This window comes from Planobispora rosea (assembly GCF_014648175.1).
Classification (GTDB): Bacteria; Actinomycetota; Actinomycetes; order Streptosporangiales; family Streptosporangiaceae; genus Planobispora; species Planobispora rosea.
The window spans coordinates 51,059-74,960 of record NZ_BMQP01000015.1; the positions used below are offsets into that span (position 1 = coordinate 51,059).

Sequence of the window (23,902 nt, forward strand, 5' to 3'; positions counted from 1 at the left end):
TGTCCGAACAGGCCCAGCAAGGAATTCGTCAGCACGCTTCTCACACAATTCGTCAGCACGCTTCCCGCACAATTCGTCAGCACGCTTCCAACACGTCACACGCGCGGGCCACCCCGTCCTCGGCCCGCAACCGCGCACCCAGCCGCGCCGCCGCCGCCCGCATGTCCCCGTCCCGTACGGCCCGCGCCACCCGTCCGGCCAGCTCCCCCACCGTGAGCCTGCGCACCGGCAGCGGAACCGGCCCGGCCCCCAACGCCGCCACCCGGGCGCCCCAGAACGGCTGGTCGGAGAAGAAGGGGCAGACCACTGCCGGTATCCCGGCCCGCAGCGCCGTCCCGGTCGTCCCCGCGCCGCCGTGGTGCACCACGGCGGCCATCCTCGGGAACAGCCACGTGTGGTCCGCGTCGCCGATCACGAACACGTCGTCCGCGCACGCGCCGTCCGCGCCGCCGTACGGCAGGCCCTGCAGCACACCGCGCACCCCGGCCGAGCGCAGGGCCGTCACCACCGTCCCGGCCGTCGCGGCCGGATCGCCCGGGACCATGCTGCCGAAGCCCACGTAGACCGGGGGCGGTCCGGCGTCCAGGAACGCCTCCAGCTCCGGCGGCGGGCTCCACCGGCGCTCCAGGAACCAGTAGCCGGTCAGGTGCACGTGCCCCGGCCAGTCCGCGGGGCGGCCCACGACCGACGGGCTCACCCCGCACAACACCGGCACCCCGTCGGCCCGTGCCCGCCGGAACGGGCTGTCCCGCATCGGGCCGAGCCCGAGAACCCGGTCCCGCAGGCGGTTCACCATCCGGCCCAGCAGCAGCCAGCTCAGCCGCTCGACGAGCGCGTAACTGCCCCGGTTGCCCCAGCCGCCCAGCGTGCGCAGCGGGACCAGCGGGTTGGGGAAGGCCCGGGTGGGCTCGCTGGGCTGGAAGTGCAGCAGCGCGTACGGCATGCCGTACCGCTCGGACAGGTGGTGCCCGAACCCGCCCAGCGCCGGGGCGAGCACCCGATCCGCCCCGGCGCAGGCCGCGTCCACCTCGGTGACGAGCCGCTCGGCGAGCGGCTCCACGATCCTGCGGAAGCCCCGGACGAACCCGGCGGGCCCGCTCCGCAGCCACGCCTGGCCCTCCTCGGACTCCGCGATCCGCAGCGGGTCCACGCTGAGCGGGCCCAGTTCCAGCCCCGCCTCCCCGACCAGCGCGCCGTACCGTCCGGCCGCGACGACCGTCACCCGGTGGCCGCGTGCCGCGAGCCCGGCTCCCAGCGCCACGCACGGCTGGGTGTCGCCCCGTGACCCGAACGCCAGGATCGCGACCTTCACCGGAGAGTCACCAGACTGACGGCGGCTCCGACGGCGACGAGCCCGGCGGCGGTGAGCAGGCCGGTGGAGTACCCGGCGGTGAAGCTCGCGGAGCTGTTGACGATCACCCCGATGACCGCGATGCCGAACAGCCCGGACACCTCGCGCGCGACGCTGAACACGCCCCCCGCGACACCCGCCCGCGCCTGCGGCACCGCACCCAGCACGGCCGAGCCCAGCGGCATGGTCAGCGCCGAGCCGATCCCGATCACGCACACGGCGGGCAGCAGTTCCGCCCAGCCGTCCCCCGGCCGCAGGAACGCCACCGCGGCCATGCCCGCCGCCACCAGGACGAGCCCCAGGGCGACCGTACGGCCCGCGCCCAGGCGGCTCTCCACCGCCGGGACCAGGGGCGTGACCACGACGACGAGCAGCGCCAGGGGAACGAAGGCCAGGCCCGAGGCGGTCGGGCTGAAGCCGAGGACTCCCTGCAGGAACAGGGCCGTGAAGAAGAACACCCCGTTGACGCCGAGCCCCCAGAGCACCTGGGCGGCCACCCCGCCGGTGAACGCCCGCGCCCGGAACAGCTCCAGGTCCACCATCGGATCGCGGCCGAACCGCTCCACCGCGACGAAGACGGCCGCCGCGACCGCGCTGACGGCCAGCGCGACCAGGATCACCGGTGAGGTCCAGCCCAGCTCGGCCCCGAAGGTCAGGCCGAACGTCCCGGCCGAGAGCACGACGACCGAGGCCACGACGCCGGGGACGTCGACGCGGGCGGCCGTCTCGTCACGGGATTCCGGTACGGCGACGGCCGCGAGGACGATCACCACGGCGCCGAGGGGGACGTTGAGCAGGAAGACCCAGCTCCAGTGGGCGTGCTGGGCGAGGTAGCCGCCGACCACCGGGCCGAGGGCGAGCGCGCCCGCGCCGGAGGCCATCCAGACGGCGACGCCGACCGACCGTCGCCGGTCGTCGTTGCCGACGGAGACGACGGCCAGCATCGCGGGCAGGATCAGCGCGGCCCCGCACCCCTGGACCAGGCGTGCCGCGACCAGCGCACCCGCCGAGGTCGCCAGCCCCGCGGCGAGGGACGCCGCGGTGAAGACCGCGAGCCCGGCGAGGAGGACCCTGCGGCGGCCGTACACGTCGGCCAGACGGCCTCCGGCGAGCATCAGCCCGGAGAAGGTGAGGACGTACCCGGTGACGACCCATTCGAGGGTCGCCAGCGACGCGCGCAACTCGGTCTGGATGGTGGGGAGGGCGACTGTGACGACCGTGTTGTCCAGGGTTGTCACGAACCCGGCCAGGCCGACGACCAGCAGGAGCAGCGCGCGCCGGGGCGGGGCGGGAACGCGGGGCGCGGGGCGCGGTTCCGCGTGAACCGGCTGGCCGGGGGCCGGGGCCTTGCCTCCCGGTCCCGTGGCGAGGTCGCTCACTCGTCCACCTCGACCCACATCCAGCCGGATCCGTCAGGCGTGGGCCGTACGACCCGGGTGGCCCGCCGCTCGACGGCCGCCCAGCCACCGGCCCGCTCCGGCCGCCGGGGCGCGGGTCCGGGGTGCGACGCGGGCGCAGGGTGCGGGACGGGTACGGGCGCGGGGTGCGGAGCGGGTACGGGCGCGGGGTGCGGAGCGGGTACGGGCGCAGGGCGCGGGAGGGGATCCGGCGGCGCCATGGGACGTTCTTCCATCACCGGCGCGGCACCCGGCTGAGCGACGACCGGCGGCACCACGACGGCCCGCACCTCCTCGACCGGTTCCGGATCGACTTTCGAAGGCCCGGTGATCGGGACGATCCGCTTGGCATGCTGCGGCCGTACCGGCGGTTCCAGCTGGTCGATGAGGTGGTTGCTGATCATCGGCACGCTCCGCCCACGGCGCGCATCCTCGGCGTCCGCCTCGGAACCCCTCGGAAGCGCCACCGGAACGGGAGGCTGCGGACGCACCTCGGGAACGGGACCCGCCACCGGAGCGGGAGGCACCACCGGAGCGGGAGGCACCACCGGAGCGGGGGGCCGGGCGGGCTCCTGTCGTGCATGGTCCTGAGGAACGGGGGCCTGAGGAACGGGGGCCTGAGGAACGGGGGCCTGAGGGGTGGGGTCCTCCTCGTCCACCTCGGCCCAGTGCCAGCCGGGAGCGTTCACGTTCGGCTTGACAATCTTCTTTTGGCGCCCGCGTCCCGGACCGGCCGTGGTGACGGGAGTGGTGGGAGTGGTGGGAGTGGTGGCAGTGGCAGGGGTGACCTGGCCCGCAGCCGCGGGACGGGATTCGGACCGGGGAACCGGGGCCGGAGCGGGGGCGGGTGGTACGGGTTCGGGGGCGGGAGCCCGCGGCGTGAGTTCGGGAGCCGGCGGCGTGGTCTCGGACGCCTGAGCCTGTGACACGGGCTCGGGGGCCGAGGCGCCGGGCTGCTCAGGGGCGTGAGGGCTCGGCCCGTGCCGCCGGGACGGGATTCCCGTTCCCTGGTAGGGCTTGATCCCGTTGGCGGGCACGAGCCCGGTGGGGCCGCCGTCGGATACCGGACCGGAAACGCCGTTGGGGGCCGGGGGAACAGCCGTGGACGCGCGGCCGGGCACACCGTTGGCCGCCGGGGGTGTGGCGTTGGGAGTGCGGCCGGGCAGTCCGTTGGCCGCCGGGGGTGTGCCGTTGGGAGCGGCCGGGCGAGAGGCACCGCCGGTTCCCGCGGGGATGGCGGGGATCCGCGGCGGCGGGAGGGACGCCTCCGGACGGCGGGACCGGACGGCGCGGTGGGCGCCGGTCCCGCCGGCACCGGCGCGGGTCTCCCGTTCCACCGTCACGTAGGTGTCACCGGGAGGGAGCGCTCCAACGGGGACGGCGTGTTCGCGGAGCTCGATCCGCCGGTGGAATCCCCGCAGGGCGGCCGGGAGCCACCAGTTGGCGTTGCCCATCAGCCGCATCGTCGCGGGCACCAGCAGCGCCCGGACCAGCGTCGCGTCCACGACGATGGCCACGAACATGCCGACGCCGAGCATCTTCACCACCGTGATCCCGGCGGTGGAGAAGGCCGCGATGACCACCAGCAGCAGCAGGGCGGCGCTGGTGATCAGCCCGCCGGTCCGTTCCAGGCCGGCCGCCACGGCGGCGGTGTTGTCCCCGGTCCGCAGCCACTCCGCCCGCACCCTGCTGAGCAGGAACAGCTCGTAGTCCATCGACAGGCCGAACACCACCGCGAGGATCAGCACGGTGACGGTCGCCTCGATCGCACCGGTCGGGGTGAAGCCGAGCAGGCCCGCGAGGTTGCCGTCCTGAAACGCCCACACGATCACGCCGAAGGACGCGCCCAGGGACAGGACGTTCATCAGGATCGCCTTGATCGGCAGCACGATCGAGCCGAACGCGGCGAACAGCAGCAGGCCGGTCATCAGGCACACGATCAGGGCGGTCCACGGCAGCGTGGCGGTCAGGCTGGCCTGGAGGTCCAGCTGCGCGGCGGTGGGCCCGCCGACGGCCACGTCCCGGAAGTTCGGCTCGCGGGGCAGCTCGCGGATCTCCTCGACCAACGCGCGGGCCTCGTCCGACATGGGGTCGGCGTCGTAGCGGACCGAGAGCCGTACCGCGCCGTTGTTCTGCGAGACGCCCGTCACGGCGACCTCGGTGACATGGTCCAGCCGCTTGAGCCGGTCGGCGAAGACCTTCACGTCCAGCGGGCCGATCTCGGTGACGGGGGTGATCCCGGAGTTGCCGACCCCGACGGGCCCGACGCGCCCGCCCACCTCCGAGGGCAGCGCCCCCGGCGCGGCGGCGGTCATCGGCCCGACCAGGCTGCGTTCGACGAGCACGACGACGTCGATGGGCGACATGGTGTTGCGGGCGAAATCCCGGTCGATCCGCTCGGCGACCTGGCGGCTCTCGAAGCGCTCGGGCAGCACCCGGTGGTCCACGTTGCCGAAGCGCACATGCAGGAACGGCGCGGCCAGCGCGAGCAGCACCACGCTGACGCCGACCAGGTAGACCACGGGCCGCTTCATCACGCTGGAGGCGATCGCGTGCCAGGTCCCCCCGCCCCGGTGCACGCCGAAGTCGGGCATGATCTTGATCGCGTCGACCTTCGGGCCGAGTACGGCCAGCAGCGCGGGCAGCACGATCAGCGCCGACGCCATCGCGACCAGCACCACCGCCGCCGCGCCCAGGCCGAGCGAGCGCAGGAACATCTGCGGGAACAGCAGCAGCCCGCACAGCGCGGTCGCCACGGTCAGGCCGGAGAAGGCGACCGTCCGCCCGGCCGTCGCCATGGTCCGCACGACCGCCGTCTCCACCGGGGAGCCCCGGCGCATCTCCTCGCGGAAGGCGCTCAGGACGAACAGGGAGTAGTCGATGGCCAGGCCGAGGCCGAGCATCGTGACGACGTTCAGCGAGAAGACCGAGACGTCGGTGACCTCGGTGAGCAGCCGGAGCAGCGCGAGCGCGCCGACCACCGAGAGCAGGCCGACGACGAGCGGGAGCCCGGCGGCGACCAGGCTGCCGAAGACGATGGCGAGCAGGACCAGCAGGACCGGCATCGAGATCGCCTCGGCCTGCTGCAGGTCGAGGCCGGTCTGTGTGTTGAGGTCGGCCAGGAGCGGGATCCGGCCGCCGACCTGGACGGTGTATCCGGCGGGCGCCTCCCGGAGCCGGCTCTCGATCGCGGCGTAGCCGTCCTGCTTGGTCAGCTCACCGCCGCGCAGGCCGACCAGCGCGTAGGTGGAGTGCCTGTCGGTGGAGACGAGATCCTCGGCCTTGCTCGTCCAGTAGGTGGTCAGCTTGGTGACGTGCTCGCCGGGCAGATCCTTCAGGGCTGTCTGCACGGCCTCCTTGAACCGGTCGTCGTCGGCGTCGATCTGCGGGTGCGTATAGAGCACGATCACGTCGGGCGAGCTGCCGCCGAACCACTTCCCGCTCCACTGCGCGGCCTTGGTGGACTCGGCTCCCGGGTCGTCGAACCCGCCGTCGGTCATCCGGCCGAACAGCCCCAGCCCGAGGTACCCGGCCACGACGGCGAAGACCGTTCCCAGCACCAGCAGGGACCAGCGCCCGCGGTAGACGGCCCGTCCAAGCGACTCGAACATCAGGCTCCGGCACCCTCTGCGACGATTCCCCGGGCCGTCCCGAAGACGCCGTCGAGGTAGGCCCGCGCGCACGCCCGCCGGGCGATCTTCCCGCTCGACGTTCGCGGTACGGCGCCCGCCTCGACCAGCACGAAGTCGTGCAGCCTCAGGTCGTGGTTGCGGGCGACGGCGGCCCGGACGTTGGCCTCGACCTCGGCGGGGTCCCGGCCCTCGGCCTTGCGGGAGCGCTCGGCCACCACCACCAGCCGCTCGGTCTCCTCTCCCGGCACCGAGAACGCCGCCACGTGATCCCGGCGGATGGCGGCCTCGGCCTCCTGCGCGGTCACCTCCACATCCTGTGGATAGTGGTTACGCCCGTCTACGATGATCAGATCCTTGATCCGCCCGGTGATGTAGAGCTCGCCCCCGTGGATCACGCCCAGGTCCCCGGTCCGCAGCCAGGTTCCCTCCGTGCCCGCCAGCACGTTTCCGAACGTCTCCGCGGTGCGCTCCTCGTCGCGCCAGTAGGCCCTCGCCACGTTCGGCCCGCGCACCCAGACCTCGCCGACCTCGCCGTCGGGCCTGGCCGTGCCGTCCTCGGCCACGACGGCCACGTCCTGGCCGGTCGGCACCCCGCAGGAGACCAGCTCGCTGACCCGCCCGGCGGGCGCCTGTCCGGCTCCGGCGACCGGCCCGGTGATCGGTACGGCCCGCCCCGCGGTGAGCGCGTCCCGGTCGAACGCGGTCACCCGGACCGGCAGGTCCCGGTCCATCGCCGTGACGAACACGGTCGCCTCCGCCAGGCCGTACCCGGGGGTGTGCGCCTCGGGCCGGAGCCCGCAGGAGGCGAACGCCTCGGAGAAGCGGTGGATCGTGCTGCCCCGCAGCGGCTCGGCGCCGTTGAGCATGACCGTGACCCCGGACAGGTCGAGCGTGGCCTTCTCCGCCTCGGTGACGCGGCTCGCGGTGTACTCGTAGGCGAAGTTGGGGCCGCCGGTGAACACGTCGTCGTACGCGCTGAGCAGACGCAGCCAGCGGACCGGGTGCATGACGAACGCCACCGGGTCCATGAACACCGCCTGGTTCCCGCCGACGATCGGCGCGGCGATGATCGCGATCAGGCCCATGTCGTGGAAGAGCGGCAGCCACAGCGCCGCCGTGGACGTGCGGGGGGTGGCGCGGAACGCCTCCCAGAGCTGCTCGGCGTTGGCCGTGACGTTGCCGTGGCTGATCTCGACTCCGGCCGGGGCGCGGGTGGAGCCCGAGGTGTACTGCAGGTAGGCGAGGTCCCCGAGGCCGATCGGCTCCGGCTCCCACTCGTCGGCGAGCAGGTCGGAGACCGTGTCCACGGCGACGATCGCCTTGGGCCGGGGCGCGGCCTGCCCGTCGATGAAGGCCCTGACGCCCTCCAGCGCGGGGGTCGTGGTGAGCACGCAGACGGGGTCGGCGTCGCAGTAGGCCCGGACCAGCCGGTCGGCGTGACCGGGCAGGTCGGGGGCGAAGAGCGGTACCGCGATCACCCGCGCGTACATCGTGGCGAGCATCGCGACCACGTAGTCCAGTCCCTGCGGCGCCAGGATCGCCGCCCGCTCCCCGGGCCTGGCCACCTCGCGCAGCCGTACGGCCAGCGCCCTCGCCCGCAGGTCGGCCCCGGCCCAGGTGAGCGTGTGCCTGGCGCCCTCGGCGGAGTCCGCGTAGTCCACGAAGGTGTAGGCCGGGGCGTCCGGGATCTCCCTCGCCCACCGCGCGACTCGGAGGATCAACGGCTCGCTCATACTCAGTCCCATCGCCGGAGTACAGGGAGTTGGTGCCGGTCGCGGCACTGGCAACCTACGGCAGGCGAGACGCGCACTTCTTGCCAAGGCGCTGCACATTCCTCGTCGCCGCTTGTTACCGCCATGACAACAGGCGGCCCTCTCCCCGTCCCGGATAATCGGGACATGCACCGCACTCCGTGGACGCCCTGATGGCGGCCGAGTCCTCGCAGACCCTCGACCGTGGCCTGCGCCTGCTCCGCCTGCTCGCCGACGGCCACCGCGGTCGCACCCCCACCGAGCTCGCGGTCGAGCTGGAGCTGAGCCGCCCGGCCGTCTACCGCCTGCTCACGACCCTGCAGAAGGAGGGCTTCGTCCGCCGCGACGGCGACGGCCGCGTCCACCTCGGCTTCGCCGTGCTCGTCCTGGCGCGCGCCGTGCAGCCGCTGCTGCGCGAGGGGGCCCTGCCCACCCTGCGGCGGCTGGCCGAGGAGGTCGGCGCCACCGCGCACCTGACCGTGGCCGAGGGCGAGGACGGCCTGGCGGTGGCGGTCGTGGAGCCGTCCTGGACCGACATGCACGTCGCCTACCGCGAGGGGTCCCGCCATCCCCTGTCCCGTGGTGCGGCGGGCCTGGCCATCCTCGCCCTGCGCGAGGGCCGCGGCGGCTACGTCGCGACCGAGGGCCAGCTCCAGGCGGGCGCCCACGGCGTCGCCGCCCCCGTCCCCGGCCTCCCCTGGCTGGAGGCCTCCGTCGGCGTCGTCTCCTTCACCTCCCTCGACCCCGCCGTCGTCGGCCCCCGCGTCGCCACCGCCGCCGAAGCCCTCTCCCGCTCCCTGGCCTGAAGGGCCTGAAGGCCGTGACCGGAGCGACTCAGGCCGGGGGCAGGACGGCTCAGGCCGTGGACAGGGCGGCTCAGGCCGTGGACAGGGCGGCGGTCGGGGACATGCGGGCGGCGCGCATCGCCGGATAGATCCCGGCGACGGTGCCGATGAGCAGGGTGGCGCCGACCGCGCCGCCGACCGCCCACGGCGGCACGACGGGGGGCCAGTCACGGGACAGGGCGTATCCGGCGGTGGCCAGAGCGCCCAGGGCCGTCCCGGCGACCCCGCCCAGGGCGGACAGCAGCAGTGACTCCGCCAGGAACTGGACGCGGACCTGGCCGCGGGTCGCGCCGAGCGAGCGGCGCAGGCCGATCTCCCGGCGGCGCTCCAGCACCGAGATGACCATGGTGTTCGCCACGCCCACCCCGCCGACCAGCAGCGCGACCGCACCGAGCCCGAGCAGCAGGCTGGTGAAGGCGCCCGCGGCGGCGGCCCTGGCGGCCAGCGCGTCGGACGGCCTGCTGACCTGCACCTCGCCCGGGTTCTCCGGGTTGACCGTGCGGGGCAGCACCGCCCGCACGGCCTCCACCGCCTCCTCCTCCGAACGCTCGTAGATCGTCGTGGGGTGCCCGTCGAACCCCAGGAGCCGCTCGGCGACCGGGAACCCGACGAGGGCCGAGCGTTCGATCTCCGGGGCCAGCGGCATCGGCTTCAGGATGCCGATGACGGTGAACCACCGGTCGCCCATCCACACCCGCACACCGGTCCTGGTGATGCCGAGCCGTTCGGCGGCCGTGGAGCCGAGGACGACGGCGGGCTGCCGCTCGGTCGCGGCGTTCAGCCAGGTCCCCTCCGCCACGCCGCCCTCCAGCGTGGTCAGCAGTCCGGTGGTCGCGGCCTGGACGGTGAGGCCGCCGGTCACGGCCTCGGGGATGCGGTCGGTGCGCCGGACGCCGGTCCCGACGGCTCCGGTGGCGGAGGCCGTACGGACCGGACCGATGCGTTCGACCATGTCGAGCGCGGTGGTGGGCAGCCGGGCCTCCTCGCCGAACATCGTCTGCCCCGGCGACACCGTGAGCAGGTTGGTGCCGAGCCTGTCGAGCTGGCGCAGCAGCTGCTCGCGTGAGGAGGACGAGATGCCGATCACCGCGATCATGGTGGCGATCCCGATCGCGATCCCGAGCGCCGACAGGATCACCCGGGTCGGGCGGGTCCGCAGCCCGGACGCGCCCACCCGCAGCACGTCGGAGGGGCGGAGCCGGGCGGGGACGGGCCGCCGGCCGGGAACCGGCCCCCGGGCGGGAACGGGCCGCTCGCGTGTCACGTCCGGACCTCCTTCATGGTCTGCGCCGGTCTGCCGGTGCCGTCACCGCGGTCGTCGACGATCCGGCCGTCGCGGACGCGGACCCGGCGCGGGCACCACTCGGCGATCTCCATGTCATGGGTGATGATCGCGATCGTCGTGCCCGCGGCGTGCAGGTCGCGCAGCACCCCCAGCACCTCGGTCCCCGCGCCGGAGTCCAGGTTCCCGGTGGGTTCGTCGGCGAGGATCAGGGGCGGGTCACCGGCCACCGCGCGGGCCACCGCGACCCGTTGCTGCTCCCCGCCCGACAGCTGGTTCGGCCGGTGCGCCAGCCGGTGACCGAGGCCGACCCGTTCCAGCGCCGCCGCGGCCCGCTCCCTCCTGTCCCCGCGGGGGACGCCGGTGTAGAGCAGCCCCTCGGCCACGTTGTCCAGCGCGTTCAGGCCCGGGTCCAGGTGGAACTGCTGGAAGACGAACCCCAGGGTCCGGCCGCGCAGGGCCGACAGCTCACGGTCGGACAGGCCGGCGATGTCATAGCCGCCGATCCGCACGGTGCCGCCGGTGGGCCGGTCCAGGGTCCCGATGACGTGGAGCATGGTGGACTTGCCGGAGCCGGACGGCCCGACGATGGCCAGCAGCTCGCCGCCGGACACCGCCAGGTCCACCCCGCGCAGCGCGTGCACACCGCCGGGGTAGACCTTCGTGACGGCGCGGAGCTCCACGACGTACGGCGTGCCCGGATCACGGGCGTCGCAGGACGTGTCCGGATCACGGGCGTCGCAAGGTGTTCCCACGGCACGGGCGTCCCCGCCCCCGGAGTACGGGACGCTCATGTCGCGGGCACCCCGACCTTCATGCCCTCCGTCAGCCCGGCACCGCTGATCTCCACCATGCCGCCGCCGTACGCGCCGGTCTCCACCGCCACGACGCGGGTGGAACCGCCCTCGACCACCTCGACGCCGAACCCGCCCTCGCGCAGCGCCAGCAGCGCCTCCACGGGTACGGCCAGCACGTTCTCCCGCCGTTCGCTCTCCATCTCCACCTCGACGGGGGCCTGGTCCAGCCTGGTCTTGGGCGCCTTGGCCAGCGTGATGTCGACGTCGATGGTGGTGGTGCCGTCCTCTCCCTGGCCCGAGGAGGCGCGCTCGGCCACCGCGCCCACCGAGGTGATCTTCCCGGCGACGCGCTCACCGCCCGGCAGCTCCACCGTCACCCCGGCCCCCTTGCGGGCCAGGGCCTGGTCGGCGGTGTCGAGGTCCACGTGCACCAGCCGGCGGACACCGCTGACCGTGAAGGTCTCCCGGCCGGGGCCGATCCTGTCGCCGACCGCGACCTTGACGTCGGTGACGCGGATCGCCGAGGGCAGGAACACCACCTGGGACGCGTCCACCCGGCCGGTCTCGGGCAGCCCCCGGTCGTCCTGCCACTCCTGGACGGCCAGGCGGGTGGCGTAGCTGAAGTGGTCGTCCACGGTCAGGTCGTCGCCGTATCCGAGCGCCCTGAGGTTGCGCTCCAGCTGCTCCACGTCCGGCCCGTCCGAGACGCCCTGCCGCAGCTCCCGGTAGAGCGGGAGCCTGCCGTACATGAGCACGACCGGCTTGCGGTCCGCCTTGAGCAGCGGACGGCCGCGGCGGATCACCGTCCCCTCGGCGGCCACCCAGGTCACCGTTCCGGATGCGGCGATGTTCAGGCGGCGCTCGCCGGAGTAGGTGAGCACGCCGTCGACGCTCTTGGTGTCCACCAGGTCCTGCCGGGTGATCGGCGCCGTGGCCGGTACGGACGCCGTGGCGGGCGCCGCCGCACCGGTCCCGTCGTCGCCGAGGACGGTGATCGCCGCCCAGGCGGCGACCACCGCGAGCAGGCCTCCGCCCGCGAGGGTGAGCCCCTTCCTCATGACGGGCCACCGCCGGGCTCGAACTCCTTGCACGCCTCCTGGGCTTCCTTGACCTTCTCCTCCGGTATCCCCTGCGGGATCTGGATCATCATCTTGCCGTCGGCGCCGGGATCCTTCATGGGGATGCCGTGCTCGCGCATGCACTGGGCGAACTTGACCCCCTGGTCCAGCATCTTCTGGTCGGGCTTGCCCGCCCGGTCGCCGACCGCGGCGTCCATGAAGTGCTTGCACGCCTCCTGGGCCTCCTGGATCTTCGCGCGCTCCCCCTTCACCCTGATCCTGATCGCGCCGTCGGGGCCGGGATCCTCCATGTCGACGCCGTGCTCGCGCATGCACTGGGCGAACTTCAGCCCCGCCTCCCTCGGATCGACGGAGACCGAGGCCGACGGCGAGGCGGCGGCCGTACCCGTACCGGCGCCGTCCGCGCTGGCCACTCCGGTGTTCTCGGCGGGGGCGCCGCACCCGGCCAGGGGCAGTGCCAGGGCCAGGGGTACGGCGGCCAGCAGTAGCCGAACGTTCATGACTGTCGCTCCTTGACGCCGCGGATCGCTCGTCCCCGGCGCGAAGCCCACTTCAGCGGCCCCGGTGCTAAACCCGGATAAGCCAGTGCCTTATCCCCGGTTAACACCTGATCCGTCACCCTCGGGGCGGAGGAAGGGGGCACGGGATGCGGGTGCTCGTCGTGGAGGACGAGGAGGAGCTGGCCGACGCCATCGCACGCGGCCTGCGGCTGCACGCGATAGCCGTCGACGTGGCCTACGACGGCCGGGAGGCGCTGGAGATGGCGGCCTACGTGCCCTACGACGTCGTCGTCCTGGACCGGGACCTGCCCGAGGTGCACGGCGACGACGTCTGCCGCGAGCTCCGGGAGCTGGGAGCCGGGGGCGCGGGCGGGCGGGTCCTCATGCTGACGGCGGCCGGGCAGGTCCACGACCGGGTCGGCGGCCTCTCGCTCGGCGCGGACGACTACCTGGTCAAACCGTTCACCTTCGCGGAGCTGGTGGCCCGGGTGCGGGCGCTCTCCCGCCGCGCGTCGCGGGCGGTGCCGTCCACCCTGGAGCGGGCCGGGATCAGGCTCGACCCCGCACGCCGTACGGTCACCCGCGACGGGCGGGAGGTCACGCTGAACCGCAAGGAGTTCGACGTGCTGCACGAACTGATGCGCGCCGGCGGGCGCCTGGTCGCCTCGGCGGAGTTGCGCAGGAGGGTGTGGGACGAGTACGCCGACGCGGGCAGCGGGGTGCTGCGCGTCACCCTGACCTCACTGCGCAGGAAGCTCGGCGCCCCGTCCGTGATCGAGAACGTGCCCGGCCGGGGGTACCGGTTGTGAGCGCCGCGCGCCGTGCCCTCCCCCGTGCCCTCCCCCGCGTCCTCCCGCGAGTCCGCCCATGGCACCGGCTGGGCCTGCGGATGCGGCTCACGCTCCTGTACGGCGGGCTGTTCTTCCTGGCCGGGTCGCTGCTGCTCTGGTCGACCTACCTGCTGACCGCCCGAGCTCTGGACCAGCAGTTCTCCCTGAAAATCATCGACCGGGGCCCGGCCGCGCGCCCGCTGCCCGGGAGCACGGAACCCCCGCCCGCGGAGGCGGTCCCGAACGACGTGGTCTTCCAGCGGGTGGTGCAGGACGTCCAGCAGCGGGCCGGCAGCGTGCTCGACGAGCTGCTGCGTTCCTCGCTGGTCATCATGATCCTGATCGGGGTCGTCGCGCTGGTGCTCGGCTACCTGGTCGCCGACCGGGCGCTGCGCCCGCTGGACCGGGTGACCGAGACCGCGCAGCGGCTCTCGGAGAGCACCCTGCACGAGCGGATCGCGCTACGCGGCCCGCACGACGAGGTCAAGCGGCTGGCCGACACCTTCGACGCGATGCTCGACCGCCTGCACCGGGTCTTCGACGGCCAGCGGCGGTTCATCGCCAACGCCTCCCACGAGCTGCGCACTCCCCTGGCGATCAACCGTACGGTCCTGGAGGTGTCGCTGGAGGAGCCCGGCGCCTCGCCGGATCTCAAGGCGCTGGCCCGCGCGCTGCTGGCCACCAACGCCCGCTACGAGCGGCTCATCGAGGGGCTGCTCCTGCTGGCCCAGTCGGAGCAGGAGCTGACCGCGCGCAAGTCCCTCGGCCTCGACCAGGTCGTACGGGCCGCCCTCGACCAGCTCGACCTGCACGCTCCGGCCTCCCGGAAGCGGCCCGTCACCATCCACCGGGATCTGAGCCCGGTGACGGTCGAGGGCGACCCTCTCTTCCTGGAGCGCGCCGTCTTCAACCTGGTGGAGAACGCGATCAAGTACAACGTGCGGGACGGCCAGGTGTGGATCTCCTGCGGGGAGGACGGCCTGGTGGTGGAGAACACCGGCGCGCAGGTCCCGCCGTACGAGGTGGAGGAGCTCTTCGAGCCCTTCAGGCGGCTGCAGGGCGACCGCGTGCGCTCGGCCCGCGGGTCGGGCCTCGGCCTGTCGATCGTCCGCGCCATCGTGGACGCGCACGGCGGCACGGTCACCGCCGTCCCGCGTCCGGAGGGGGGCCTGCGCGTCGTCGTCAGCCTGCCCTCCTCCCCGGCCGCGACGGCCGGGGAGGAGGGTGACACCCACGGAGTCCCGTAACCCTTCACGGCAGGTCACCGGTTGCCGCCGGGCTTCGGCAGGGGCCTGGGCCGCGGGACGGAGCGCGGACGCGGGGCCTGCCGCCGGGGCGCCGGCTTGGCCGGGGGGAAGGGACGTGAGGACGTGCCCGCGGTCCACGACGGGGCGGTGGCCGGAACGGGGAAGGTGATCTGGATGTTGAGCTGGTCTCGCATCCGCGTTTCCTCTCTACCACTTTGACTGTAGTACTCCGGGTGGAGTGGTCAAAACGTAGTACTACGATTAGAGTGGTGTCAACACCGACTGAGGAGAAATTGCGATGCGGCAGAATCCGGCACGGCGGGCGGCGCTTCTCGACGCGGCCATCGAGGTCCTGGCCCGCGAGGGGGCGCGCGGACTGACCTTCCGCGCCGTCGACGTCGAGGCGCAGGTGCCCAACGGCACGGCCTCCAACTACTTCGCCAACCGCGACGACCTGCTCACCCAGGTCGGCCACCGCTTCTACGAGCGACTGGAGCCGGACCCCGCACTTCTGGCCGGCGGGCTGGAAGGCCCCCGAGACCGCGACAAGGTCACCGAGCTGATGCACGAGCTGGTGGACCGTGTCAGCCACTTCCGCTCCGGATACCTGGCGCTCCTGGAACTGCGCCTGGAGGCCACCCGCCGCCCCGAGCTGCGCCGCCTGCTCACCGAGCGCATCCGCGCCGACGTCGACGCCAACATCGACTACCACCTGAAGTCGGGCCTGCCCGGCGACGCGACCACCGTGGTCCTGCTCTACCTGGCACTGAACTGGCTGATCGTGGAGCGGCTCACGCTGCCCGACGTCTTCCCCGAAGAGCAGATCCACGCCCTGGTCACCGACGTGGTCGAACGCGTCCTACCCGGCCCCGCCCGCTCATCCTGACGCCCAGCACCCCGGCACGCCGACTGCGAGTCTTCGGCAGATTGAAAGTCGGCCTCCGTCAGATTGCACCTCGATCTTCGACAGATCGACCACATACCTCACGGCAAGCCGACCACGCACCCACCGGCAAACCGACCATGTGCTTCATGGCAGACCGACCGCACACCCTCCGGCAAACCGACCACACACCCATCCCCAGCTGGGGCGCCTTCTTCTCCATGGGTGGAATGAGGATCTTCACCAGGCATGCCGATTCCAGATGACGGAAGCCCCGGCAGACACCCGGGCGATCGTTGTGAACGGCGCCCGACAGGTAGGGAAGCGCGCTCTCGCCAAAATGATCACCGGTCGCCTTCCCGATGCCAGAGAGCTCTACCTCGACGATCCTGCGACGCCGGCAGCAGCCCGAGACGACCCCAGGGGACTCGTGCATCACGACGGCTGACGTAAAGATAAACGAGAAGCGTTCGTGAGCGTATCGGGGTCCGGCGGGGGGCCGCGGGGCGCGGTCCCCCCGCCGGGTGGGTCAGCCCACGGGGTGAAGGCGGTCGAAGACGATCCGCCATTGGTCCGGGTGGACGTGGGCGACGACCGTCGCGGGATCGACCCCGGCCTCGGCGAAGGCGGCGTCGACCCGGGCCCGCGGATAGCGCAGCAGCAGGGTCGCGTGCAGCGAGCCGCCCAGCCCGGTGAATCCGTAGGCCACGAAGTCCTCGTAGCCGGACAGGTCGGGCCCGTCCGGACGGCGGTCGATCCGCAGGACGGCGGAGTCGACCGCGGGCACGGGCCGGAACGCCTCGGCGTCGACGTGGTCCAGCAGCCGCCAGCCGTACCAGGGCCAGGTCTGCACGGTCAGCATGCTCCAGCGGCCGAAGTCGCCGGTGCGCTTGCGGGCGTACTCCAGCTGGGTGAGCAGCGTGGCCGAGGTGAGGGACGGCGCCCGCAGGCACCAGTCGACGATCTTCGAGGTGATCCCGTAGGGGATGTTCCCGGCGACCGCGAACGGCTCGCGCGGCGCGCGGGCGGCCAGGAAGTCGCCCCGGACGACGCGGATGCGAGGGTCGGTCCGGGTGCGGGAGGCCAGTCTCCCGGCCAGCAGCGGATCGACCTCGTAACCGACGACCTGCCCGCAGATCTCGGCGAGCGCCCGGGTCAGGACGCCCTCCCCCGCGCCCGGTTCCAGGACCAGGTCGTGCGGGCCCGCGGCCTTGACGAACCGGGCGACGGCGTCCGGGTCGACGAGGAAGTTCTGCGACAGGACACGCCGGGTCCGGTCGCGGTCGGTCCGGCCGGAGACGGCACGGGCCTTCTTCTGAGTGTGCTTCTGCGTGTGGGAGTAGTTGCCATGAGCGAAGGACTGCGCCACAGGTGTCGCCCTTTCGGGTCCGAGAGGAACTGGTCTCGGAAGGCCCGGGGCACGCGCAGAGAAAGAGAAGGGGTGGACTCCCCGATGGGCACGGGTTCCCGTGGAACGGGTTCCCGGACGGGGCGGACGCTCTCCGCCGATTCCCTCTCTACCGGCCCGGGACCGGGCCGCGGCGGAGGCGGATCGAGAAGAAGTGGGATGCGACGCATATTGCGGACATGCGGCTCAGGCTAGGCGGCGCCGTGCCCGGGGCACAAACGGTTTTCCGCCGGCACGACGCGCCCGGCCACCACGGTTGTGCGCCCAGGACGAACGTTCCCTCCGGGAGGGACGTCCGGCAGTAGGTTGCGGGCATGGCCATGATCGACTGCAACGGGGTACGGCTGGCGTACGACGAGGCCGGCAAGGGATCACCCGGGACGCCCGCGGTGGTGTTCGTGCACGCGGGGATCGCCGACCGGCGGATGTGGGATCACCAGTTCCGGGCCCTGTCCGCGAGCCACCGGGTCATCCGCTATGACTGGCGCGGGTACGGCGAGTCCGGCGACGCCGAGGGCGAGTTCGCCCACCACGAGGACCTGCTGGCGCTGCTCGACGCGCTGCGGGTGGAGCGGGCCGTGCTGGTCGGCTGCTCGATGGGCGGATCGTACGCGGTGGAGGCCGCCCTGGCGGCTCCCGGGCGGGTGGCCGGGCTGGTGCCGATCTGCTCGGGGCTGAGCGGCCACGAGTGGCCGCCGGAGATGCTGGCGCAGGCCCGCGAGCGGGTGCACGGCTCCGTCCCGGCCGAGCGGCTGAGCGCCTACCGCGCCCGGATCGGCCCGGTCGATCCCGCCGACGTGGAGGCGATGGCCAGAGCCCAGGTGCTGTGGCAGGTCGCCGGTCCCGGCCGGGGGCGGGAGGATCTCGCACCCGAGGTCTGGGAGAAGGCGGTGGAGATGTGCCGCGGTGTCTTCACCCGGCTCTGGAGCGGTCCCGCCTCCACCGAGCGGCAGCTCGATCCGCCCGCCAGGGGCCGCCTGGGTGAGGTCCGGCAACCGACGCTGGTGGTCAACGGGCTCGCCGACGTGCCGGGCATCCAGCAGGTCTCGGGCCTGTTGTCCGAGGGCATCGAGGGGTCCCGCAGGATCGACCTGCCGGACACCGGTCACCTGCCGCCCCTGGAACGTCCGGCCGAGATCACCGCGGCCCTCGCCGGTTTCCTCGCCGTGTGATCTCGCGCCCGCAGCGACGCCCACAGTGACTCCCACAGTGACTCCCACAGCGACTCCCACAGTGACGCCTGCAACGGCGCAGGCACCGGCTCATCCGCCGGGGATGGATTGCTTGACCTGCTGGTGGGCAGACCGACAGGGCGGCCGGTCTCACGAGGGAGATCAGGGGGAGATCAGGGGGGAGCTGAGGCCGTGACGGCGGTGAATTCCGTGCGCGGCTCGCAATGGCCGGGGGCGCTGCGCGCCACCGGACTGCCGGGCGTCCCCGAGGCGCCTTCGCTGGACCGGCTGGTCCGGCTCGCGGCCCGGGTCCTGAACGCCGCCGTCGTGTCGGTCTCCGCGGTCGATCGTGACCACTGGCTGCTGCTGGACGCGGCGGGGCCCTCCGGACGACCGGCTCTCCGGCGACAGGACTTCCCGCCGTCCCCTCTCTCCCGGCACCTCGTCGACTCCGGCACCCCGCTGGTCATCACCGACCCGCGGGGCGACCGGCGCTGGCAGGGTGATCCCGCCGTCCGCGCGCTGGAAGGAGAGGAGGCGACGGCCTACGCCGCCTTTCCACTCCGTACGGCCGGCGGCGAGGTGCTGGGCGTCATGTCCGTGATCGACACCGCGGCCGGCGCGGGGTCCGGGACGTGGAGCCGGGAGCGGACGGAGACCGCCGAGGGCTTCGCCGCGACGGCGGAGTCGCAGCTCGCCCTCTGGCTGGCGCGCGACGAGGCCGTGCTGACCGGGGCCCGGCTGCAGATGATCCTCGAACGCACCCCCTACGCCTTCATCTCGATCGCCGTCACCGGGACGGTGACGGCGTGGAACGCCGCCGCCGAGCGGCTGTTCGGCTGGTCGTCGGAGGAGGCCGTCGGGCGGGACGTGGCCGATCTGATCATCCCCCGGCCGCTCCGGCAGGCGCACTACGAGGGCCTGCGCCGGGTGCAGGAGACCGGCAGGTCGGCCCTGGCGGGTCAGCGGCTGGAGATGACCGCCGTCGACCGCAACGGCCGGGAGTTCCCCATCGAGATGGTCCTCCAGGTCAACACCGAGTACGGCGAGTCGGTCTTCCATGCGTTCCTGACCGACATCAGCGCGCGGCGCCGCAAGGAGATACTGCGGGAGGCCCAGCACGCCGTGGCGCGGGTGCTGGCCGACGCCTCCTCCACCGCCCAGGCCGCCGTCGGCACGGTCACCGCCGTCACCAGAGCGCTCGGCTGGGCGTGCGGCGAATACTGGCGGGTCGAGCCCGACGAGACCGGCATCACCCGCGTCTGCTCCTGGAACAGGCCCGACCTGGACCTGTCGGCCTTCACCGGTGACGATCCGGTGACACTGCCACCCGGGCAGGGACTGCCCGGGCTGGTCTGGGTCACCGGCCGCGACGCCTGGATCCGCGATCTGCCGACCGACCCCAAGGACTTCGCCCGCCGGCAGTCCGCCCTCCAGGCCGGTCTGCACACGGCCGTCGGGCTCCCCGTGAACAGCGGTCACAAGGTGCTGGGAGTGCTGGCCTTCTTCGCGGACACGATCGAGGACCCCGACGAGGATCTCGTGGCCACCCTCGACGCCATCTCCGCCCATCTCGGGCGTTACAAGGAACGCCGCCGCGCCGAGGAGCTCACCCTGGCCCTGGCCGCCAGCCGCCGCCATCTCGACCGGATCATCAACCAGCTCAGCGACTTCGTCTGGACCATCGAGGTGACCGCCGACCGCCGGATCCTGCCGGTCTACACCAGCCCGGACAGCACCGGGGTGTTCGGCGGGACGATCCCCCGCGGTTCCAACATCCTCCGCCTCATCAGGGAGCACATCCACCCCGACGACATCCCGGCCTTCGAGGCCTACCGCACCACCCTCGCGTCCGGGGAGCCGTCGGAGGTCGAGTTCCGCATCACCGGCGCCGACGGGGTCGTGCGCTGGCTCTGGACGAGGGCGATCCCCCGTCGTGAGGACGATCGCCTGTTCATCGACGGCATCAGCACCAATGTCACCGAGCGCCATCAGCTCGCCGAGGAGCGCGAGCGCCTGCTCGTCCGGGAGCAGGAGCAGGTGCGCCGGCTGCGGGAACTCGACCGGATGAAGGACGAACTCGTCGCCATGGTCAGCCACGAGCTGCGCAGCCCCATCGGGGCCATCCGCGGTTACGCCGAGATGCTCCTGGACGAGCCCGGCCTCCCGGACGAGCACCGCATGTTCGTCGATGTCATCGACCGCAAGAGCGCCCACCTGCAACGCCTCGTCGACGACCTGCTGGACCTGGCACGGTTCGACGCCGGGCACATCAATCTCGACTCCCGGCAGCTGTCCCTGGCCGAGCTGACCTGCCAGGCCGCCGACGACCACCGGCCCGCGGCCGAGGCCAAGGGGCTCACCCTCGACACCGACCTGGTCACCGGGGTGACCTTGCAGGCCGACCCGGTACGGCTGCGCCAGGTGCTCGACAACCTGCTGTCCAACGCGATCCGGTACACCCCGCCGGGGGGAACCGTCTTCCTGGCCGTCAGGCACGACGACGGCGGGGCGGTCGTCACCGTCGCGGACACCGGCATCGGCATTCCCGCCGAGCAGTATCCCCAGCTGTTCGACCGGTTCTTCCGCGCCTCCACCGCCCTGCAGTCCGGGATCAAGGGCACGGGGCTCGGCCTGGCGATCACCCGCGCGATCGTCGAGGCCCACGGCGGCACGATCACGGCCACCCCCCGGGAGGGGGGAGGCACCGTCTTCACGGTGCGCCTGCCCGCCGACCCCCCGGCGGAGTCGTAAGCCGGTGCGCACTCAGCCGTGAGCCGGTGCGGGCTCCCACGCCTCGCGGCTGAGACGTAGGCCGGTCCGGGGCCCGCACCGGGGTCAGGCCGCCTCGGTCCCGGCCTCGGCGGCCCCCGCGGTCCCCGGCGGCCGGGGCACGGCCCGCTCGACGCGGTCCCGGCCCAGCCGCTTGGCCTCGTACAGCGCCTCGTCGGCGATCCTCAGCAGGTCCGCCGGGCTCGACACCTCCGCGGAGAGGGTGGCGACACCGGCGCTGAACGTCACCGAGAGCAGGTCTTCCCCCACACCGACGGAGGTTCCCTTCACCCGTTCGCGCAGCGCGTCGATCCGCGCCCAGGCGGCCTCCGCCGTCGCACCGGGCAGGACGAGCACGAACTCCTCCCCGCCGTAACGGGCCACCACGTCGTCGTGGCGGACCTCGCCGACGAGCGTCCTCGCGACGTGGACCAGGACGCTGTCGCCTTCGCCGTGTCCGTAGGTGTCGTTGATCCGCTTGAAGTGGTCGACGTCGAGGAGCGCGAGGCTGAGCGGCGTACCGTCCTCCACGGCCCGCGAGAACTCCCCGGCCAGCACGTCCATCAGGCGCCGGCGGTTGTACAGCCCGGTCAGCGGGTCCCGTACGGCCTGCTCGGCCAGGTCCGCGCGGAGCGCCTCGATCGTCTCCAGCTGCTCGCGCAGCCGTACGTTGGACTCCTCCGCCTCGCGCCGCCGCCGGTTGGCCTCGGTGGTGTCGCGGGCCACGAGCACCCAGCCGATGCTCTCACCCCGGCGGTCGCGGAGGACGCTGGTCCGCACATGCAGATCGACGTCCCGGCCCAGCACGTTGGTGACGTCCTGCTCGGTGTCGACGTCCTCGGCCGGGAAGAGGCCGAGGCCGGGGATCTCGGCCAGCGAGCTCCCCTCCGGTCGGTCGGACAGACCGGCCTTGCGCAGCAGGGCCCGGGCCGAGGCGTTGACGTTGAGGATCCGGCCGGAGCGGTCGATCACACCGACCGCGTCGCCGATCGTGTCGAACACCTGGTCGAGCGCCACCTGGATCTGCTGCTGCGGCAGCGAGCGCACCAGCACCCCGTAGGCGATGATCATGCTGACGGCGAGTCCGGCCGCGGTCAGGTCCACGGTGGGGGCCGGCAGGGAAAGACCGACGACGTTGGCCACGATCGGCGGGACGAACGCGGCGATCGTCCAGTCGTGCAGCTCCCGCCGGCCCGGGGGCGCCTGCCGGCGGGCCCGCACCACCAGGACGAAGCTGACTGTGAGCAGGCTGTAGATGTAGGCAGTGTGCGGCCAGAAGGCCGCGCCCAGGACGGGGACGAGCCCTCCCCCGGGGCCGACCGGCTCGAACCGGTCGAAGAACAGGTGGTGCCACGGGTTGGTCAGCATCGCGCCCGCCGCCGCCACCGGTTCGATCGACAGCAGCAGCAGGGTCCGGCGGGTGACCCGCCAGGCGCGGTCCGCCACGATCCTGGACAGGCAGAAAACGGAGGCCACGACGACGGCCGACATCAGATACGAGGCGGTCGCGAGGAGCCAGGCGGCGGTCGGATGGGACACCAGGACCTGGGCCAGGTTCAGCAGGGACAGCACGGCGGTCACCGTCCCCATGAAGCTGTTCACACCGGAGAGCGGGGACTGCCACCGCGGGAGCCGGTGGACGATCGTCACCGCGCCGGCCACGGCGGCCGACATCGCGAACGCGATGGCGAAGGCCACTGCCATGGACTCCCCTTCTCCCCGTAACCGGCCCGGTGCGTATCGTGTTCTCCATCGGCACGGGCATCGCCCGCCTGAGCACAAGCCAGGGGAAACCGAGCAGGTCCGGGCCGGGAACCGGGGCCGGGCCCGGATCCACCCCGGTGACGGAGCCGGAGTTACGATCGTGCCCGTGAAACAGCACACATTGGGCAAAACGGGCAAGAAGGTCGGCGTCGTGGGACTCGGCGCCTGGCAGCTGGGCGCCGACTGGGGCGAGGTCGGCGAGGACGAGGCGCTGGCCATTCTCACCGCCGCCGTGGATGCCGGCACGACGTTCATCGACACCGCCGACGTGTACGGCGACGGCCGCAGCGAGCGGATCATCGGGCAGTTCGTCAAGGACAGGCCCGGCCTGACCGTGGCCACGAAGATGGGCCGCCGGGTGGCCCAGGAGCCGTCGGCCTACACCCTCGACAACTTCCGCGCCTGGACCGACCGGTCCCGCGCCAACCTCGGCGTGGACACCCTCGACCTGGTGCAGCTGCACTGCCCGCCCACCCCGGTCTACTCCGCCGACGCCGTCTTCGACGCCCTGGACACCCTCGTGCAGGAGCGGCGCGTGGCCGCCTACGGGGTGAGCGTGGAGACCTGCGAGGAGGCGCTGACCGCCATCGCCCGGCCGGGCGTGGCGACCGTGCAGATCATCCTCAACGCCTTCCGGCTCAAGCCGCTGGAGCGGGTGCTCCCGGCGGCGGCCGAGGCCGGGGTCGGCATCATCGCCCGCGTCCCGCTGGCCAGCGGCCTGCTGTCGGGCAAGTACAACGAGTCCACGGTCTTCGCCGAGGACGACCACCGCACCTACAACCGGCACGGCGAGGCCTTCGACGTGGGCGAGACCTTCTCCGGCGTCGACTACACCACCGGCCTGGCCGCGGTGCGCCGCCTGGCCCCGCTGGTGCCCGAGGGGCTGACCATGGCGCAGTTCGCACTGCGCTGGATCCTCGACCAGCCGGGTGTGTCGGTGGTCATCCCCGGTGCCCGCAACGCCGCCCAGGCCCGCGCCAACGCGGCGGCGGACCGGGCGGAGTCCCTGCCGGAGGAGACGCTGCGCGCCGTACAGGAGGTCTACGACGAGCTGATCCGGCCCCAGGTGCACCACCGCTGGTGACGGGAGGGGCGGCGGGCGGGGACCGGCCCCGGCCCGCCGCCCTCCGCCGCTCGCGGGCGGCACCCCGGCCCATGTTTGACATCTCCCACACGGTGACGGATGGTTGTT

General features: G+C 73.0%; 18 protein-coding genes. 7 read left to right on the forward strand and 11 right to left on the reverse strand.

From position 1 onward, the window contains the following. Window positions 1-76: 76 nt before the first annotated feature. From IEZ08_RS16760 to IEZ08_RS16775, 4 genes are read right to left on the reverse strand one after another with little or no spacing between them, the layout of a single operon-like run. Window positions 77-1,312, reverse strand: a complete 1,236-nt coding sequence (locus tag IEZ08_RS16760; RefSeq protein WP_068927607.1) for a glycosyltransferase — start codon at window positions 1,310-1,312, stop codon at window positions 77-79. Further along, a complete protein-coding gene (locus IEZ08_RS16765; RefSeq protein ID WP_084780741.1) occupies window positions 1,309-2,730 on the reverse strand; it encodes an MFS transporter in 1,422 nt (473 codons plus the stop codon). The genes IEZ08_RS16760 and IEZ08_RS16765 overlap by 4 nt, the downstream gene beginning before the upstream one ends. After that, on the reverse strand, window positions 2,727-6,359 hold the full coding sequence (locus tag IEZ08_RS16770) for an MMPL family transporter (RefSeq protein ID WP_229803184.1): 3,633 nt from the start codon (window positions 6,357-6,359) through the stop codon (window positions 2,727-2,729). The genes IEZ08_RS16765 and IEZ08_RS16770 overlap by 4 nt, the downstream gene beginning before the upstream one ends. After that, complete coding sequence (locus IEZ08_RS16775; RefSeq protein ID WP_229803186.1) at window positions 6,359-8,125, reverse strand: fatty acyl-AMP ligase; 1,767 nt, start codon at window positions 8,123-8,125, stop codon at window positions 6,359-6,361. The genes IEZ08_RS16770 and IEZ08_RS16775 overlap by 1 nt, the downstream gene beginning before the upstream one ends. A gap of 167 nt (window positions 8,126-8,292) precedes the next feature. Between IEZ08_RS16775 and IEZ08_RS16780 the strand changes: the two genes are divergently transcribed. After that, window positions 8,293-8,937: an IclR family transcriptional regulator gene (locus IEZ08_RS16780; protein ID WP_229803187.1), complete on the forward strand. Its 645-nt coding sequence runs from the start codon at window positions 8,293-8,295 to the stop codon at window positions 8,935-8,937. A gap of 70 nt (window positions 8,938-9,007) precedes the next feature. Here IEZ08_RS16780 and IEZ08_RS16785 read toward each other — a convergent pair whose 3' ends face one another. From IEZ08_RS16785 to IEZ08_RS16800, 4 genes are read right to left on the reverse strand one after another with little or no spacing between them, the layout of a single operon-like run. Beyond that, on the reverse strand, window positions 9,008-10,240 hold the full coding sequence (locus IEZ08_RS16785) for an ABC transporter permease (protein WP_068927613.1): 1,233 nt from the start codon (window positions 10,238-10,240) through the stop codon (window positions 9,008-9,010). Further along, complete coding sequence (locus tag IEZ08_RS16790) at window positions 10,237-11,052, reverse strand: ABC transporter ATP-binding protein (protein WP_189242453.1); 816 nt, start codon at window positions 11,050-11,052, stop codon at window positions 10,237-10,239. Before IEZ08_RS16790 ends, IEZ08_RS16785 begins: the two co-directional genes overlap by 4 nt. Next, complete coding sequence (locus IEZ08_RS16795) at window positions 11,049-12,113, reverse strand: peptidoglycan-binding protein (RefSeq protein ID WP_189242454.1); 1,065 nt, start codon at window positions 12,111-12,113, stop codon at window positions 11,049-11,051. Before IEZ08_RS16795 ends, IEZ08_RS16790 begins: the two co-directional genes overlap by 4 nt. Continuing rightward, on the reverse strand, window positions 12,110-12,634 hold the full coding sequence (locus IEZ08_RS16800) for a hypothetical protein (protein ID WP_068927617.1): 525 nt from the start codon (window positions 12,632-12,634) through the stop codon (window positions 12,110-12,112). The genes IEZ08_RS16795 and IEZ08_RS16800 overlap by 4 nt, the downstream gene beginning before the upstream one ends. A 146-nt stretch (window positions 12,635-12,780) precedes the next feature. Here IEZ08_RS16800 and IEZ08_RS16805 point away from each other — a divergent pair, with 146 nt between their 5' ends. Both IEZ08_RS16805 and IEZ08_RS16810 read left to right on the forward strand, forming a co-directional pair. Further along, on the forward strand, window positions 12,781-13,443 hold the full coding sequence (locus IEZ08_RS16805) for a response regulator transcription factor (protein ID WP_068927619.1): 663 nt from the start codon (window positions 12,781-12,783) through the stop codon (window positions 13,441-13,443). An 80-nt stretch (window positions 13,444-13,523) separates the two neighbouring features. Next, window positions 13,524-14,711, forward strand: coding sequence for a HAMP domain-containing sensor histidine kinase (locus tag IEZ08_RS16810; RefSeq protein WP_084780742.1), 1,188 nt, complete (start codon window positions 13,524-13,526; stop codon window positions 14,709-14,711). A 14-nt stretch (window positions 14,712-14,725) separates the two neighbouring features. Here IEZ08_RS16810 and IEZ08_RS16815 read toward each other — a convergent pair whose 3' ends face one another. Further along, entirely contained in the window at window positions 14,726-14,905 is a 180-nt protein-coding gene (locus tag IEZ08_RS16815) for a hypothetical protein (protein WP_068927621.1), read from the reverse strand. A gap of 104 nt (window positions 14,906-15,009) precedes the next feature. Between IEZ08_RS16815 and IEZ08_RS16820 the strand changes: the two genes are divergently transcribed. Next, complete coding sequence (locus tag IEZ08_RS16820; RefSeq protein ID WP_068927623.1) at window positions 15,010-15,597, forward strand: TetR/AcrR family transcriptional regulator; 588 nt, start codon at window positions 15,010-15,012, stop codon at window positions 15,595-15,597. Between the two features lie 526 nt (window positions 15,598-16,123). On the opposite strand, the gene erm is transcribed toward IEZ08_RS16820, so the two are convergent. Beyond that, window positions 16,124-16,963, reverse strand: a complete 840-nt coding sequence (gene erm / locus IEZ08_RS16825; RefSeq protein WP_084780743.1) for an ErmE/ErmH/ErmO/ErmR family 23S rRNA (adenine(2058)-N(6))-methyltransferase — start codon at window positions 16,961-16,963, stop codon at window positions 16,124-16,126. A gap of 353 nt (window positions 16,964-17,316) precedes the next feature. On the opposite strand from erm, the gene IEZ08_RS16830 reads away from it, so the two are divergent. Together IEZ08_RS16830 and IEZ08_RS16835 are read left to right on the forward strand one after the other, a co-directional pair. Beyond that, window positions 17,317-18,174 carry an alpha/beta fold hydrolase gene (locus tag IEZ08_RS16830; protein ID WP_068927625.1) on the forward strand — a complete coding sequence of 286 codons (858 nt, stop codon included), beginning with the start codon at window positions 17,317-17,319 and terminating at the stop codon, window positions 18,172-18,174. A 192-nt stretch (window positions 18,175-18,366) separates the two neighbouring features. Next, window positions 18,367-20,928 carry an ATP-binding protein gene (locus IEZ08_RS16835; protein WP_068927627.1) on the forward strand — a complete coding sequence of 854 codons (2,562 nt, stop codon included), beginning with the start codon at window positions 18,367-18,369 and terminating at the stop codon, window positions 20,926-20,928. An 84-nt stretch (window positions 20,929-21,012) separates the two neighbouring features. Here the strand turns inward: IEZ08_RS16835 and IEZ08_RS16840 are convergent, their stop codons facing one another. Continuing rightward, window positions 21,013-22,650 carry a histidine kinase N-terminal 7TM domain-containing diguanylate cyclase gene (locus tag IEZ08_RS16840; protein WP_084780745.1) on the reverse strand — a complete coding sequence of 546 codons (1,638 nt, stop codon included), beginning with the start codon at window positions 22,648-22,650 and terminating at the stop codon, window positions 21,013-21,015. A 166-nt stretch (window positions 22,651-22,816) separates the two neighbouring features. Here IEZ08_RS16840 and IEZ08_RS16845 point away from each other — a divergent pair, with 166 nt between their 5' ends. After that, window positions 22,817-23,794, forward strand: a complete 978-nt coding sequence (locus tag IEZ08_RS16845; protein WP_068927631.1) for an aldo/keto reductase — start codon at window positions 22,817-22,819, stop codon at window positions 23,792-23,794. Window positions 23,795-23,902 lie beyond the last annotated feature (108 nt).